Origin of the sequence: Paenibacillus durus, assembly GCF_000756615.1 — a bacterium.
Taxonomy (GTDB): domain Bacteria; phylum Bacillota; class Bacilli; order Paenibacillales; family Paenibacillaceae; genus Paenibacillus_AQ; species Paenibacillus_AQ durus.
In genome coordinates, this window is the sequence record NZ_CP009288.1 from 3,791,101 (window position 1) to 3,804,686 (window position 13,586).

Here is a 13,586-nt window from a genome sequence, read left to right on the forward strand (position 1 = left end):
AAGCTACTCTTGATGATACTTTTTTAAGTGCGTATAATCAACTTCGGAGCGGATTATCTGAGATTTAAAGAATTGTTCCTCCGCTTACGTTCTGACACAGGAAAAAGGAGCGTGAACTGCAATGAAAATTCAGGTGACGCCGCTTGCTCTACAAAGACTGAAGGAACGGCTGGGCAGCCGGCCGGGGACATTCAAGCTCTTTTACGATACGGTTGACTGCGGATGCGACGGCATCAATGTGCTGCTGATCTTGGACAAGCCGGATACCGGGGACCTGCATGTCGAAGCCGAGGGTCTTCCTATAGTCGTTGGAAACCAGCATGAGATTTTTTATGAGGAACAATTGAAGCTGGACGCCGATGTGAACACATCTTCCTTTAAACTGAGCAGCGATTCACAGCTTTATGGGCAAAATATTTTGGTACGCGATATGCGGGGCCTAGAGGGGACCCGGCCTGAACCGGCTTCCGTCTGTGAAGTCCATTCCCGTTCATAAATAATCTTAGGAGGGTTCCGCCATTATGAGTCAAGTCTCCGATATTTTGAAATTTAACGAGAAATTTGTGGAAAATAAAGAATACGAAGCCTATCTGACAAGCCGATTTCCGAATAAAAAGCTGCTCATCATCACCTGCATGGACACGCGGCTTGTGGAGCTGCTGCCGAAAGCGATGAATTTCAGGAACGGCGACGTCAAAATCATTAAAAATGCCGGTGCCGTCATTTCCCAGCCCTTCGGAAGCGTTATGCGCAGTGTGATGGTTGCCCTGTACGAACTCAGCGCAGATGAGGTTATCGTCGTCGGCCATCACGGCTGCGGCATGGCTTCGCTGAACGCCGAGCATATGATTCAATCGATCAAGGAACGCGGGATTTCGGATGAGGTTCTGTCTACCTTGGAAAATGCGGGAATTAAGCTTACCAAGTGGCTTAAAGGGTTTGACAGTATTGACGAAGGGGTAATTCAAACTGTGGAGCTAATTAAGCGTCATCCCCTGCTTCCACCGGGTGTTCCCGTTCACGGCATGATTATGGATCCGGCTACCGGTGCACTGGAGCTTGTCTCGGATGGGTACACCAGTATTTGACATCTCTCAAAACTGCTTTTGCGCGGGTACTGTGCCCGCGCTTTTTTTTTAAACAACCGCTCCTGAGTAATTCGACAGCTTCTTCGAAAGACTCCGATGGGAGTTTTTTATGCAGCGTCCTACCCTTCCGGTCCTAAATGCCCGAACAGCATCTTATAATATTCATTGGTGTTCGGCGTAAAATCCCCCAGACTCACCACCCTTTCCTCCGGCCTTGCAAGCTGCACCTTCTCATCCCAGACAATCCCCTCGATCTGAAGAGCTTCTATCCCCCCTCCAACCAGCTGCCGGAATTTCGGAATATCTACAAAGAACAGCCCGGAAATTTCTTCCCGCTGAAAGGAATATCGCTCCAATTCCTGATCGCAAGTATAAAGAAACACATGACTAAACTCCCTATCTATCAGTCCGTCCGATGGAATACACTCCTCAGCAACGATCCCGCAATAGATCAGTTCTTCGAACGGGACGTTCGGCCCGAGTTCCTCCCGCAGCTCCCGAACACCGTCCTCCACCGTTTCTCCGGCCTGAAGATGTCCGGCGCATGAAGTATCCAGCAGTCCCGGAAAAGTATCCTTGGTCATGTGGCGCAGCTGAAAAAGGAGGCTTCCGCCTTCGCCCTTCGAGGGATGGACAATCCAGCAATGGAACGTTTGATGCCATAGCCCTTTGGCATGCGCATTTTCCCGGCTGTCGCTTCCGATCCGGACCATTTTTTCATCGAAAATATCAAACATTTCAGATGGCGGCATTCCTTTTACCTCCCTGGAAGGATAGATTATGAGCTTCCTTTTTTTGAATTTTTTTAAGTATCGCAGCACAGACTATCCTTTGTCCACTGTTTAGCGGAAAGTGCCTTTGCCATTTATTTAAAAAATAAGAATAGAAAAATGGAACCATTCAGAGAAGTCTCCGTATTACCGGGTAGGCACACAAACTAAGCGTTTGCTTCCGTAGCGAGTTTTGCGAAGTCGTTCAGGAAGCTTATGCTATCAAAACTTTTAGGAGGTCAGATTTATTAATGAAATTCTTAAAAAGCGCAATGATGATTGTTATGGCCTTTACCCTTTTCTTCGCGGCGGCGGCCCCGGATTATGCGGATGCGCGGCGCGGCGGCGGCGGTTTCAAATCGGGACAGCGGAGTTACACGACTACGCCGAATAAATCGACTCAAAGCAATGTAAATAAAAGCGACAGCACCAAGGGAACAACAGCCGGAACGACGGCAGGCACGGCTAAACGCGGATTTTTCAGCGGCGGCAGCTTCATGAAAGGGATGATATTCGGCGGTCTGGCTGGCCTGTTGTTCGGCGGCTTGTTCGGCAGCATGGGCGCTTTCGGCAACATCCTCGGCTTTGCAGTTAACATGCTGGCGATCTATCTGGTAGTTATGCTCGTCCTTTCCTTCTTCCGCCGCAGACAGCAGCGCCGCAAGTTTGACGAACGGGGTGGACGTTACTAATGTCCATAACCGTCCTCAGCATGGATGAAATTATCAACGCTATCTGCCTTCACATGGCCGAGCGCAAGGGCGTTAAGGTAACGGATGTGCAGGTGGAACTTAGCTGGGAGGAAGAGACCGGTTATACCGCCGAAGTGTGGATACAGGGCCGAAGCCAGTATCTCGTCGAAAGCAATATGATTGAAGCGATTCTGCGCTATCTTCATTCCGAGTACAATATCCGCGCTTATCGCGAGGATGTAAGACTGGAGCTGGACGAAGAGATTACGGCCGTCGTCAATGTTTAAGTAAGAACTGTTAGACCAAACAGGCAGACCGGGGATTTCCTGTGTCTGTCTTTTTTGGTTATCATCGTAGAAAAAAGAGCGTTCGACAGCCCTTCCGGCTGCTGGGCGCTCTTTTTGTGTTATTCGCTTCAGAGCAGCGAAATAGCCAGCAAATTGTACAGCACCAGCGGTAAAATGACGTTGCCGATCGGATTGACCGGGTAGTAATAAGGATAAGGCGGATAATACGGATTGTAATATCCTCTCATCGAGGGGCCAGACGCCTGCACAGTCAGATAAAGATGGCCCTCGTCGATACCCGAGATCATCCCCTCGTGGGTCACCCCGTCGATGGTATGAATCCTTACTTTCCGATTAATGAAGGGCTTTAAAGAGCCATGCATCGATTCGCGCACTTTTTTCACATGGTGAAGCGCAGTGGGATCAGCTTGATAAATCAGGGTTTGCGGTCCAGAATAGGTTGACATAAGCTCATACCTTTCGTTAGCTGGATTTTGCTTTAGTGTATGCGATCGCCTATCCCGTGGTGCTGCCCATAAAGGCTATACAATGTGTTAAAAATATCACTGACAATTTAAATTGAATCAACCATTATATCAATAATGATAATCGTTATCAATTAATGAGGGGGTTTTTTTCATGTCTCTGCTGTATTGTTTGCTGATTGCGGCCCTGCTGTGCCAGTTTCCGAAGTTTATTCAAAAAAATCGTGCCGCTCTTTACACCTTAGCCACCACAATTACGATCGTCGTCACCACCTACGAGATGATCCGGCTTTTTAGCGGCTTTCAACTGCAAGGATTCATCCGTGAATTGGAAAGAGCCGTCTCGCATGGCGTCATCTCCATTGCTTTGTTCATTCCCGTGATGTTTGCCGGGGCACTAAACAATCGCTGGAACTATACCCGAAAATTGATGTCTATCCGCGCCCCGCTAGCGATCATTGCTTCCATTCTCATGCTGGCCCATGGTTTTGTGTACCTCGTCAGATTCCTCGTAAGAGTTTCTTCCATGCTCAGCTCCGATGAAGCCACAGTGCTCAGGAAAACGATCTACCTTAGCTACTCTGTTATCGGCATTATCGCTTTTATTGTGATGATTCCTCTGTTCATTACGTCCTTTAGAAAAGTGCGGAGCCGGATCGGGGGTGCAAAGTGGCGTAAAATCCAGCGCTGGGCGTATCTGTTCTATCTGTTGGCCTACTTGCATGTGCTGCTGATCCTTATTATGGATAAAGATACGGATTGGCTGAGACTGGTGCTGTATACGGGAATCTTCGGCTCCTACACGATCTTGCGCTTAATGAAATATAAAGCAGCGAACGTCATGTCACAGGCCAGAGTATCCAAGGGAGTAAGAACTGCCGAATGATTACTAGCAGCAGCGAAAGATCGAACCATGCCATGAAAAAAGGGAGCCGCAGCTCCCTTTTTCGCTTTTACGGTCCGGTTACTTTATTACATTCCGGTTACTTTGTTTCCTTCTCCTGTTTGACAAAAAGCTCACGCACCGCCTCCAGGCTTGTAATCGGCTCTTGACAGGCAAAATCACGACAGACATACGCCGTGGCGTCACCGCCGATCGCCGGCTTGTCCTTCAGATGCGGCAGAAGCGCCGCCAACTCGTCCTCCGGAGCTTCCCAGTGAATGAGCAGCGAAGCATCCGGCATAAAGGTACGCTGCGCAAGAGAAATCATTTCGTTCAGGGCAGGATCTTCTTTTTTGCCGGACAATACCCATTCCTTGCCGCCGCCTGTCATGGTGAACAGCCCTTGCAGGAACATGGCGTAGCTGGCGGGATATTTCATCGCGGCCTTGCCCAGCACTGCCGCCGTCCGCTCAGCAACACCCTTGAGCTTAACGTCCTGGGTAATTACGGCGAGCTTCCACAGCACCTTCACCGCCACGGAATTGCCGGACGGCATTGCGCCGTCATATAGCTCCTTCGAGCGGATCGGAAGCTGTTCCGCATCCTTGCCTGTGAAGTAGAATCCGCCTTCCTCTTCATCCTGGAACAAATCCAGCAGTCCGTCTTTAAGCTGAAGCGCCCGCTCCAGATAGACCGCTTGTCCCGTGGCCTCATACAGCTCGGTCAATCCCCACATTAGAAAAGCATAATCGTCCACATATCCCGGATAAGCGGCCTCGCCGTCGCGGTATCTTGCCAGCAGCCGGCCATCCTCGCGGCGCAGATGGTTCCAGAGGAAATTCGCCGCCGCTCCGGCAGCCTCGGCGTATTCTGGCTTTTGGAACGCTTTGGCTCCCTTCGCCAGCGCCGTGATCATCAGGCTGTTCCACGAGGTCAGCACTTTGTCGTCCTTGGAAGGACGCACGCGCTTGCTTCTGTAAGCGAACATCTTCTCCCGCCATTCCTCTATCCGGGTACGCAGATCCAGAGGAGTCATGCCCATTTTTTCAGCGATCTCATCCGGCAGTCCTTCAAGCAGATTCGGGATGCTGTATCCCCGCGAAATGCCTTCCTCCGTTATCCCGTAGAGGCTACAGTAGGATTGACTATCTTCAGGCCCCAGCGCTTCCTCGACCTCTTCCGTGCTGAAGATATAGAATGCGCCTTCCTCGCCGTCCGAATCAGCATCCTCCGCAGAATAGAACGCGCCTTCGGGCGAAGTCAATTCGCGCAATACGTAAGCAAATATGCTCTCCGCAACTTCTGCATACAGCGGCTTCTCCGTGATCTGGTAAGCTTCCACATAAGCGGAGGCGATCAGCGCGTTGTCGAAGAGCATTTTCTCAAAATGCGGCACCAGCCACAGCTCGTCAGTGGAGTAACGCGCAAATCCGAATCCGATATGGTCGTAAATACCGCCCCGATACATGAACTCCAGCGTCTTTTCGACCATTCGCAGCGCCTCCGCGTTGTCATACTTCTGGCTGTATGCGAGCAGAAAGGACAGATTATGCGGCGTCGGGAACTTGGGAGCATGTCCGAAGCCCCCGTTCTCCTCGTCAAATATCGTGCTGTACAACCGGAAGGCATGGTGCAAAATATCTTCCGACAATTCAACATCTTGTTCAACGCTGTTCTTGGCAGCCGCGGCCTGAAGCTCGGAGAGCAGTTCATCGCCAAGCTGGTGGAGCTTCACGCTGTCCGTTTCCCATTTCGCCCGGACCTGCTCCAGTACCTCCAATAGTCCAACCTGCCCCATCATCCGCCGCTTCGGAAAATACGTTCCGGCATAGAACGGCTTCTTTTCCGGCGTCAGCAGCACCGTCAGAGGCCAGCCTCCCCCGCCTGTCATCGCCTGACAGACCGACATATACAGGGCGTCGATATCCGGCCTTTCCTCCCGGTCTACCTTGACCGCCACATAATTACCGTTAAGAAGCTCTGCAACCTCTTCATCGTCAAAAGATTCTTCTTCCATCGCATGGCACCAATGACAGGTGGAATAGCCGATGGATACGAACACGGGCTTGTTCTCCGCTTTGGCCTTCTCGAAAGCTTCCTCGCCCCAAGGCATCCAATCCACCGGATTGTGCGCGTGCTGGAGCAGATAAGGACTCTTCTCATTGATTAGCCGATTGGTGTATTTTGGAGATGCGGTTTCTTCGCTCATGGGAACAGCCCCCTTTGGTTTTTTGTAATCATTATAATATACAAGCCGGACATGCCGCCGAGAGAAATGTGGAGATTTCTGTTCAATCCTTCGTTAAAACAAGTCTAACACTATTAGATTTTCTTTTTTTGTAAATCATTTGAAATCCCCCATGATCATCTGATCCAATGCCGTTCCACTGAGAACCATAGGGTATACATTCTCTTCTTTTGACACAACAAACTCCACAAGTACAGGCCCAGGCGTTTCCAGAGCTTCTTGCCAAATACGGGAAGCCTGAGTTTTATTGCTTGCTCTCAATCCCTTGATTCCGTAAGCCTCAGCCAATTTTACGAAATCGGGACTCCCCCCAAGATCGATGTGGCTGTAACGATTCTCGTAAATGATTTCCTGCCATTGTTTGACCATCCCCAATACTTGATTGTTAATCACCACAATTTTGACAGGAATATTCTGAATAGCACAAACAGCCAGCTCTTGTATACACATCTGAATGCCCCCATCGCCGTTTACCGAAACGACAAGACGGTTTGGATTTCCTATCTGAGCACCTATAGCAGACGGAAGTCCGAATCCCATTGTTCCAAGACCTCCGGAAGTAATAAATGAGCGCGGGCGATTGAATTTGTAAAATTGGGCTGTCCACATTTGGTGCTGACCTACGTCAGTAGTAATAATCGCATCCCCTTGCGTTGTCTCATGGATCATTTCTAGAACAAATTGCGGTTTAAGCTCTGTATCGGAATCTTTGTACCGCAGTGGATAGGTTGATTTGAAGTGCTGGAGTTTATGGATCCAACTGCTTGACGGGGATGGTATAGCTATCGTATTTGCATATTCAAGCACAGCTTTGATATCACCAACACATGCAATATCCGGTTTGACATTCTTACCCAGTTCAGCAGGATCAATATCGATGTGGGCGATCCGCTTGGCATGCGGAGCAAAACTATCCAATTTCATCGTGACCCTGTCATCAAACCGTGATCCGATGGAAATAATCAGGTCGGCGTTTTGAATGGCCATATTCGCCGTATATGCACCATGATGCCCCGGCATCCCCATCCAGAGGTTGTGGTCACTCGGGAAACCGCCTAAACCGAGCAATGTGGTAGTCACCGGGGTATTTGTTTTATTCACGAACTCCAGCAGCTCACCGGATGCATTGGAAGAAACTACCCCGCCGCCAGCTATAATGACCGGTCTTTCGGATTCTGTAATAGCCTGAATTAACGTATCTATTTCGGTCTGATCAGGACTCGGAGCCGCATCGTAACCACGTAAATTAATGCTGGTGGATGCATAAAAGAACATTTTGTGATTGGATATGTCTTTGGGTATGTCGATTAGAACGGGGCCTTTCCTTCCGGTATTTGCAATATAGAACGCTTCATGGATGATGCGCGGCAGGTCGCTTACCTCGCGTACTAAGTAACTGTGTTTGGTTATCGGCATTGTAATACCAATGATGTCCGCTTCCTGAAAAGCATCGGTACCCATGACTGTTGACAGGACATTACCAGTAATGACGACAAGCGGTACAGAATCCATATAGGCCGTTGCGATTCCCGTCACCAAGTTTGCAGCTCCCGGACCAGAGGTGGCGATACACACGCCTACTTTTCCTGTCGATCGGGCATATCCGTCCGCTGCGTGAACAGCCCCTTGCTCGTGCCGGGTCAGAATGTGTCTAAAGTCCGGATTACCGGTCATTGCATCATAGATGTACAGGACATTCCCTCCCGGGTACCCAAATACACACTCTACGCCCTCTATGAGTAAGCAGCGTAAAAGCGCCACCGATCCGCTTATCAAATCCTGGGAAGGTTGATGCGTATGGTTCGCGGATTTTGATATTTTTTCCATTTGACTGCCTCCCTTAAAATATAAATAACCCCTCTCATCCTTAAAGCGGCAAAACACTTCTGCCGAGCCTAAAGGGACGAAAGGGGTAATTTCGCGATACCACCCTTGATTTGCCGAGAATCTTGCGATTTCAGGGCTTGATTCGGCTTTCCGTATTTTTCTCTTTATTGCTTTTTTTCATTTAATAAACACAGTGTTGATTATCGATCATAATGTTTATTATAATGAATGAATCTGGTAGAACAATAATCAAATATAGTTCGCATTGTTTACTAACCATCAATTCAACACTCATGTGTTGATTATCAGTAAATATTTTTCGTATAAGGTGATTAAATGGCTGAGAAATTAGACCGGAGACAAGTTCGCACCAAACAACTTCTGCATAAAGCGCTTATGGAACTCATGAGGGAGAAAAAAGCGGATGGCATTACCGTTACGGATATCGCAAACCGCGCGAGCATTAACCGGGGTACCTTTTACTTGCACTATCGGGATGTTCCTGACATGCTGGAGCAGATGAAAGATGATGTTTTCGAGCAAATCAAAGTTATTGTCACACAGTTGGATTTCAATGAATTAAGTCAATGTGCCGAAAAAGATGAGCCCTATCCATTATCCGTACGCATTTTCGAGGAATTCAGCCGACATGCGGAGTTTCTTACCATTATGTTCGGAACGAACGGAGATCTCTCTTACGTGAACCGGTACAAAAACTTTCTCACTGAACAAATTTATGATAAATTCACTTACTTGCAGCCACAGGAAGAGAAAATGCATATTCCGCGGGATTACCTGATTGCTTATATATCCTCGGCTAATTTTGGCATACTCTTGCATTGGCTCGAATCCGGCATGAAGCAAACGCCTCAACAAATGGGAATGATCATGGCCCAGATTATCACTTATGGACCCATTATTTCTTCCGGGCTCAGAGGAAAGTAGTCGGAAATTGGGGTGAAATGAGACAAGAATTGCCGCAAGGCTAAGGCATCAGAAAATGTTTGAAAAAAGCCCGCACAAGCGCTCCCCAATCTCTCGGGCCATCTTGTCCATCCGGCATACAGCAAGATGTCCGAGCTTTACGCAATTCACGTTTCATCGACAAGCACCCATCTTCTATCCTTATCATAAACAAGGAGAAAGAAGGGCGGGATGCAGATGGCTAACAAAGATTATGAGCAGCGGGCAATCTTTCTGGCAGCCGTCTGCGGACAGACTTATGTGCAATTTTCAAATATGGACGGTTCGTTCGTCGTTCCCTTGAATTATTCGGTCAGTCATACTATTCAAGCGAAATCCATTAACAATGTATGGGAGCACTTCGGGTTTATTCTCGAATCACCGCAAGAGATCATTGTCGCCTTTCGGGGAACAAGTTCAACGTCCGATTGGATCTCCGACATCATCGCCTCTCAAAAGAGGTTCAAGTATATAAAGGAGGACTGTCTTACACATCGCGGCTTCACAGACATCTATTCCTCAGCCCGTAGTGGCATTATTTCCGCACTTACCCGGTTGTCTCCTGACAAGACATTATACATCACAGGTCATAGTCTCGGCGCGGCGCTCGCGACGTTATGTGCGATAGATATTGCGGCCAATACTGTCTATAGCTCCCCCAACTTGTTTACATTCGGCTCCCCCCGTGTAGGCGATCCGGCATTTGCGAAAGCTTTTTCAAAGTATGTAAGGAACAGCTACCGTATTGCCAATCTCTTTGACGTTGTAACCTATGCTCCACCATCCGTTTACAAGCTGCCCAAGCGGGAAAAAAAGTACTATTACAGCCATGTCCAGACCCTCCGATCGCTATCTTTCCAGAATGGAGGCGTTGGCCTCAATCACATCATTGGCAGTTATTTCGTAGAGCTCTCCCAGGCCCAGCCGCAATTCACTCAATTGTTATGTGTAACAAATCCTGGGTTCTGTCCAGTTACGGAAATTTCCCCAATTGAACCGGCAAAGTCCCAGGGGATCAAAAAAAGGTAACCCGCCATCATTGGGGGTTACCTGATCAATAACTTTAATGATTATGTGCGGCGCATATAAGCGCGTACCGTGATTGAAGATCGCCACAATGACAGCGGCGCCGATGAGGGAGAAGGCAAGATTTCCGCCCATCGTTCCCGCGTTGACGAGATCCCGGACAGCCGTGACCAAATGCGAAATCGGGTTGATGTTAACGAACCACTGGAGCCAGTCCGGCATGGTATTGACCGGCACGAAAGCATTTGAGAGAAAGGTAAACGGGAACAGCGCAATCATTGATATCCCTTGCACACTGGAAGCCGTACGAGCAATTTCGCCAAAGAAGGCGAAGATCCAGTTAATAGCCCAGGAACATGCGAATATGAGAACCGGCGATGGCGACTTGCTCAATCCCGCTGCAGCATCGGTCGCCAGACTTAGCCTCGCAAGGTTGTCTGCCTGACAAGCTTCCTCCGATTCCTCCCGCAGGCCAAGGCGGTAGTGAATTCTATGTTATAGGAGGGTCTGTCTTCAAAGATTACATACGATATTTATTTCTCCAAATCTATTGGATATGACAAAGTTTTATTTTTATTTGTAAAATGTCTACTAAACACTACCCTCATAAACTTCTCAATATAGTCATAAATTTGTATAATATTCTCATATGTTATTCCGATCCTACCATCTATAACTTCCACGCTAAGTTCTTCAGAATATGTTTTTTTACTTTTCTTTTTGCTAACTGAACCGCATCTATGAATTAAATCATTTCTCAAATCATTAATCTGTATCATCTTACCCCAGAGATAATCTGATTTAATAGTTTCAATTTCAATTACTTTCTCTAAATAATTAATACTGCGTGTTATCCCCTTATCTTTAAAGTCCTCCAAATTGATCTTTAACCCCATATACTTTTTACATGTATTACAGTATCCATCTAAAGAAGCTTCCAGAATAGAATACAATGTTAATAAAAATGATTGAAATGCTAATGGTTTAATTGAATGATACATTTGCACTTTTCTTAATGACTTGTCATGTTCTTCCCAATCATCAATTAATTCTAAAGATTTGTCGATATTTACTTTGATTCTTTCATTTAAATTATTATTAGTATTTTCTATTAGTTCCTTAACACCATATAATTCAAAATGCCATGCGTAAAGCAATAGGCTTCTTATATCTTTCGTATCATAATCCTCTAGATCCGGAAACATATGATTCTCACCTTTTCTAGTACTTAATAGAATTTTCATATAACGTTTCCGCTTTCACGAATCAGAGAGGCTTAAGGCGCGTCAGCGCCCGCTCGAAGACTTAGCCTCGCAGGATTGTCTGCTGAATCAGCTTCTTCGGAAATGCATCTGCGGACCAAGGGAGCGATAGCAACCGCTGCGTGAATGAGACGCTAGATGAAGTTAATTGTCTTCTTGAATCACTCACGAGTTCTAAACTCCTCTATTCTAAATAGGAGATCACGTAAATCTTCAGGAATCTCTCTCGTGGTAAACTCATCAATAATTTTAAAATCAGTTAAACTAACCATATAAATTCTCTGTAATTCATCCCTTAGTAACTTTAAAACTATTTTCCCAGGCACCAGATCCATTCGTCGATTTAAATCTGTCCACTTCTCTTCAAATAAACTGAGTGTTTCAGTGTTAATTGTCGCTGTATCCATACCTGACTTCTTTCCCTTAAGGTAATCGGTTCTTCTTGCAAGATATTGACCTTGAATAGTAATCTTTAAAGGACTTGTTACCCTGTCTAATATATGATAAACACTTTCCCCTTCAGAGATTATAGTCTCAGTCCTATTTTCCCTTTCCCTAATTGCTTTCTTTAAAGATTTTTCTAACACCTCTGGATTTAGCAAATAATTCTCTATTTCTTTCTTTGAATGAACATGTGATAGTTCCAAGTGCTCTCGTATCTCCAACTGGATTTCTAGTAATTCTTCATCACACCAGAAGTCGCGGTCAAATATCGCACCTATATGTAATGATTTATTTAATGTTTCTTTAAACCCCCAAGCAAATGATTTAACTCTTTGCCAATAGGAGAATCCACCTGACTTAAACGCAGTGATATCATTACCTGTTGATAATTCTGTCAACCCAAGCTTTCTTGCGAATCTCCGAATAATCTTGTAATCATCGTCCCCTTCAAAGAACAGCATCCGCCCAGTTCTTGCAAGTTGAGTTAAGGTAACATTCTGTATAGAGCCAACTGTATCAAGCGCCTTTTGTACACCCTCTACATCTCTTAATCGATCTGCTAGTTTCTTTGATTTGTTAATTAGCATTATTTCTGTTGCATCGGCTTCCCCCATGATTTCTGTTGAGTGAGTTGCAATAACAATATCTGGACCAGAGTACCTTAATATTCCAAGTAATTGTCTCTGTACATCTGGATGTAGATATACCTCAGGTTCATCAACAATTAACAGGGAAGCTTTTTTACATCTTGAGATGTGGGTGAGTAACTGACACCATATTTGAAATCCGAATCCAGACCAGTACAGTTCACGAGGAATTCTATTTTCATTACAAAACATTATAAGCTCCGATGCCATAACATGAGGTTTCCTTGGAGCTTCTATAGTCATTCCCGGCCATGTTTTTGCAACTAACTCTACAAAACCCTCGAAACCTTCCGGATAATACGTCCAATAATTTCTAAAATGTCTTGAAGCCCTGTGCGTTGTTAATCCCTTCCTTACGGTTTCTTCAGAGACGATTTGTTCATTTTGTTCAAGTGGTCCAAGAACAGGAACAATTTCCAAGTCTAACGGGAACTCCTCTTTGAATTGCTTGGGTGTTGTAACTACTCTTCCGGATGATTCTGTTAACAAATTACATCCACCTGATCTAGGGAAGAAAAGAATTAATTTATTGCCATTGGACAATTTAAACGTAACTGATGAATCTATTTCCGCATAATCAGTGTGCACATTTTCCAAAGACATAGGTAACGATTCTTCAGAGATAGGATACCCATATCTTTCGGAATTAGGACCCTGAACTAAAGATGCCTTTTTGGAAAATCCCTGTCTTATTCCTACTCCAAGAGCCCTAAATGCGCTTATTATTGTGGATTTCCCACTGTTGTTTGGGCCAACTAATATGTTCATGTGCTGAAGTCGCAATGTGTAACTTCTCAAAGCTTTAAAATTTTTAAAATCAACTGTTGTTATTGTAACTTTTGGATTCATTCTTCGATTCCTTTCTTGACGATTACAATTGATTTCACCTAACGTATTACTCACGAAGATCGTGAAATTACTGAATACAACTGAATATGAATGGTTCACTTTATTATGTTAGTAC

13 protein-coding genes and 1 pseudogene are annotated in these 13,586 nt (G+C 46.0%); 7 read left to right on the top strand and 7 right to left on the bottom strand.

Annotated elements, in window-relative coordinates; genetic code table 11:
• Positions 1–121 precede the first annotated feature (121 nt).
• Positions 122–496: an iron-sulfur cluster biosynthesis family protein gene (locus tag PDUR_RS16135; RefSeq protein ID WP_042207175.1), complete on the top strand. Its 375-nt coding sequence runs from the start codon at positions 122–124 to the stop codon at positions 494–496.
• 25 nt (positions 497–521) lie between these two features.
• Positions 522–1,088, top strand: coding sequence for a beta-class carbonic anhydrase (locus PDUR_RS16140; protein ID WP_042207176.1), 567 nt, complete (start codon positions 522–524; stop codon positions 1,086–1,088).
• A gap of 119 nt (positions 1,089–1,207) precedes the next feature.
• On the opposite strand, the gene PDUR_RS16145 is transcribed toward PDUR_RS16140, so the two are convergent.
• Entirely contained in the window at positions 1,208–1,840 is a 633-nt protein-coding gene (locus PDUR_RS16145; protein ID WP_042207177.1) for an NUDIX hydrolase, read from the bottom strand.
• Positions 1,841–2,109: 269 nt separating this feature from the next.
• Here PDUR_RS16145 and PDUR_RS16150 point away from each other — a divergent pair, with 269 nt between their 5' ends.
• Complete coding sequence (locus PDUR_RS16150) at positions 2,110–2,550, top strand: hypothetical protein (RefSeq protein WP_042207178.1); 441 nt, start codon at positions 2,110–2,112, stop codon at positions 2,548–2,550.
• Positions 2,550–2,837 (top strand): YxcD family protein, encoded by a 288-nt coding sequence (locus PDUR_RS16155; protein ID WP_042207179.1) that lies wholly within the window; start codon positions 2,550–2,552, stop codon positions 2,835–2,837. Before PDUR_RS16150 ends, PDUR_RS16155 begins: the two co-directional genes overlap by 1 nt.
• Before the next feature lie 128 nt (positions 2,838–2,965).
• On the opposite strand, the gene PDUR_RS16160 is transcribed toward PDUR_RS16155, so the two are convergent.
• Positions 2,966–3,304, bottom strand: a complete 339-nt coding sequence (locus PDUR_RS16160) for a hypothetical protein (RefSeq protein WP_042207180.1) — start codon at positions 3,302–3,304, stop codon at positions 2,966–2,968.
• Between the two features lie 172 nt (positions 3,305–3,476).
• Here PDUR_RS16160 and PDUR_RS16165 point away from each other — a divergent pair, with 172 nt between their 5' ends.
• On the top strand, positions 3,477–4,208 hold the full coding sequence (locus PDUR_RS16165) for a ferric reductase-like transmembrane domain-containing protein (RefSeq protein ID WP_042207181.1): 732 nt from the start codon (positions 3,477–3,479) through the stop codon (positions 4,206–4,208).
• Positions 4,209–4,305: 97 nt separating this feature from the next.
• On the opposite strand, the gene PDUR_RS16170 is transcribed toward PDUR_RS16165, so the two are convergent.
• Both PDUR_RS16170 and ilvB read right to left on the bottom strand, forming a co-directional pair.
• Entirely contained in the window at positions 4,306–6,414 is a 2,109-nt protein-coding gene (locus PDUR_RS16170) for a thioredoxin domain-containing protein (RefSeq protein WP_042207182.1), read from the bottom strand.
• 135 nt (positions 6,415–6,549) lie between these two features.
• Positions 6,550–8,280 (bottom strand): biosynthetic-type acetolactate synthase large subunit, encoded by a 1,731-nt coding sequence (ilvB, locus tag PDUR_RS16175; RefSeq protein ID WP_042207183.1) that lies wholly within the window; start codon positions 8,278–8,280, stop codon positions 6,550–6,552.
• Between the two features lie 336 nt (positions 8,281–8,616).
• Here ilvB and PDUR_RS16180 point away from each other — a divergent pair, with 336 nt between their 5' ends.
• Together PDUR_RS16180 and PDUR_RS16185 are read left to right on the top strand one after the other, a co-directional pair.
• Positions 8,617–9,225, top strand: a complete 609-nt coding sequence (locus PDUR_RS16180; RefSeq protein WP_042207184.1) for a TetR/AcrR family transcriptional regulator — start codon at positions 8,617–8,619, stop codon at positions 9,223–9,225.
• Positions 9,226–9,441: 216 nt separating this feature from the next.
• Positions 9,442–10,272, top strand: coding sequence for a lipase family protein (locus PDUR_RS16185; RefSeq protein ID WP_407944235.1), 831 nt, complete (start codon positions 9,442–9,444; stop codon positions 10,270–10,272).
• Positions 10,273–10,313: 41 nt separating this feature from the next.
• On the opposite strand, the pseudogene PDUR_RS28180 reads toward PDUR_RS16185, so the two are convergent.
• The 3 genes and pseudogenes from PDUR_RS28180 to PDUR_RS16200 all read right to left on the bottom strand — a co-directional run.
• Positions 10,314–10,641 (bottom strand): annotated as a pseudogene (locus tag PDUR_RS28180) (ABC transporter permease); the annotation flags it as partial.
• 161 nt (positions 10,642–10,802) lie between these two features.
• On the bottom strand, positions 10,803–11,474 hold the full coding sequence (locus tag PDUR_RS16195) for a hypothetical protein (RefSeq protein ID WP_042207187.1): 672 nt from the start codon (positions 11,472–11,474) through the stop codon (positions 10,803–10,805).
• A 218-nt stretch (positions 11,475–11,692) separates the two neighbouring features.
• A complete protein-coding gene (locus PDUR_RS16200) occupies positions 11,693–13,471 on the bottom strand; it encodes an ATP-dependent nuclease (protein WP_042207188.1) in 1,779 nt (592 codons plus the stop codon).
• Positions 13,472–13,586: the final 115 nt, after the last annotated feature.

Bases quoted from the DNA above. Each gene is read 5' to 3' on its own strand.
- PDUR_RS16155 (WP_042207179.1), top strand. From the start codon at position 2,550: ATGTCCATAACCGTCCTCAGCATGGATGAAATTATCAACGCTATCTGC.
- ilvB (WP_042207183.1), bottom strand. From the start codon at position 8,280: ATGGAAAAAATATCAAAATCCGCGAACCATACGCATCAACCTTCCCAG.
- PDUR_RS16200 (WP_042207188.1), bottom strand. From the start codon at position 13,471: ATGAATCCAAAAGTTACAATAACAACAGTTGATTTTAAAAATTTTAAA.
- PDUR_RS16150 (WP_042207178.1), top strand. From the start codon at position 2,110: ATGAAATTCTTAAAAAGCGCAATGATGATTGTTATGGCCTTTACCCTT.
- PDUR_RS16195 (WP_042207187.1), bottom strand. From the start codon at position 11,474: ATGTTTCCGGATCTAGAGGATTATGATACGAAAGATATAAGAAGCCTA.
- PDUR_RS16160 (WP_042207180.1), bottom strand. From the start codon at position 3,304: ATGTCAACCTATTCTGGACCGCAAACCCTGATTTATCAAGCTGATCCC.
- PDUR_RS16145 (WP_042207177.1), bottom strand. From the start codon at position 1,840: ATGCCGCCATCTGAAATGTTTGATATTTTCGATGAAAAAATGGTCCGG.
- PDUR_RS16185 (WP_407944235.1), top strand. From the start codon at position 9,442: ATGGCTAACAAAGATTATGAGCAGCGGGCAATCTTTCTGGCAGCCGTC.
- PDUR_RS16165 (WP_042207181.1), top strand. From the start codon at position 3,477: ATGTCTCTGCTGTATTGTTTGCTGATTGCGGCCCTGCTGTGCCAGTTT.
- PDUR_RS16170 (WP_042207182.1), bottom strand. From the start codon at position 6,414: ATGAGCGAAGAAACCGCATCTCCAAAATACACCAATCGGCTAATCAAT.
- PDUR_RS16135 (WP_042207175.1), top strand. From the start codon at position 122: ATGAAAATTCAGGTGACGCCGCTTGCTCTACAAAGACTGAAGGAACGG.
- PDUR_RS16180 (WP_042207184.1), top strand. From the start codon at position 8,617: ATGGCTGAGAAATTAGACCGGAGACAAGTTCGCACCAAACAACTTCTG.
- PDUR_RS16140 (WP_042207176.1), top strand. From the start codon at position 522: ATGAGTCAAGTCTCCGATATTTTGAAATTTAACGAGAAATTTGTGGAA.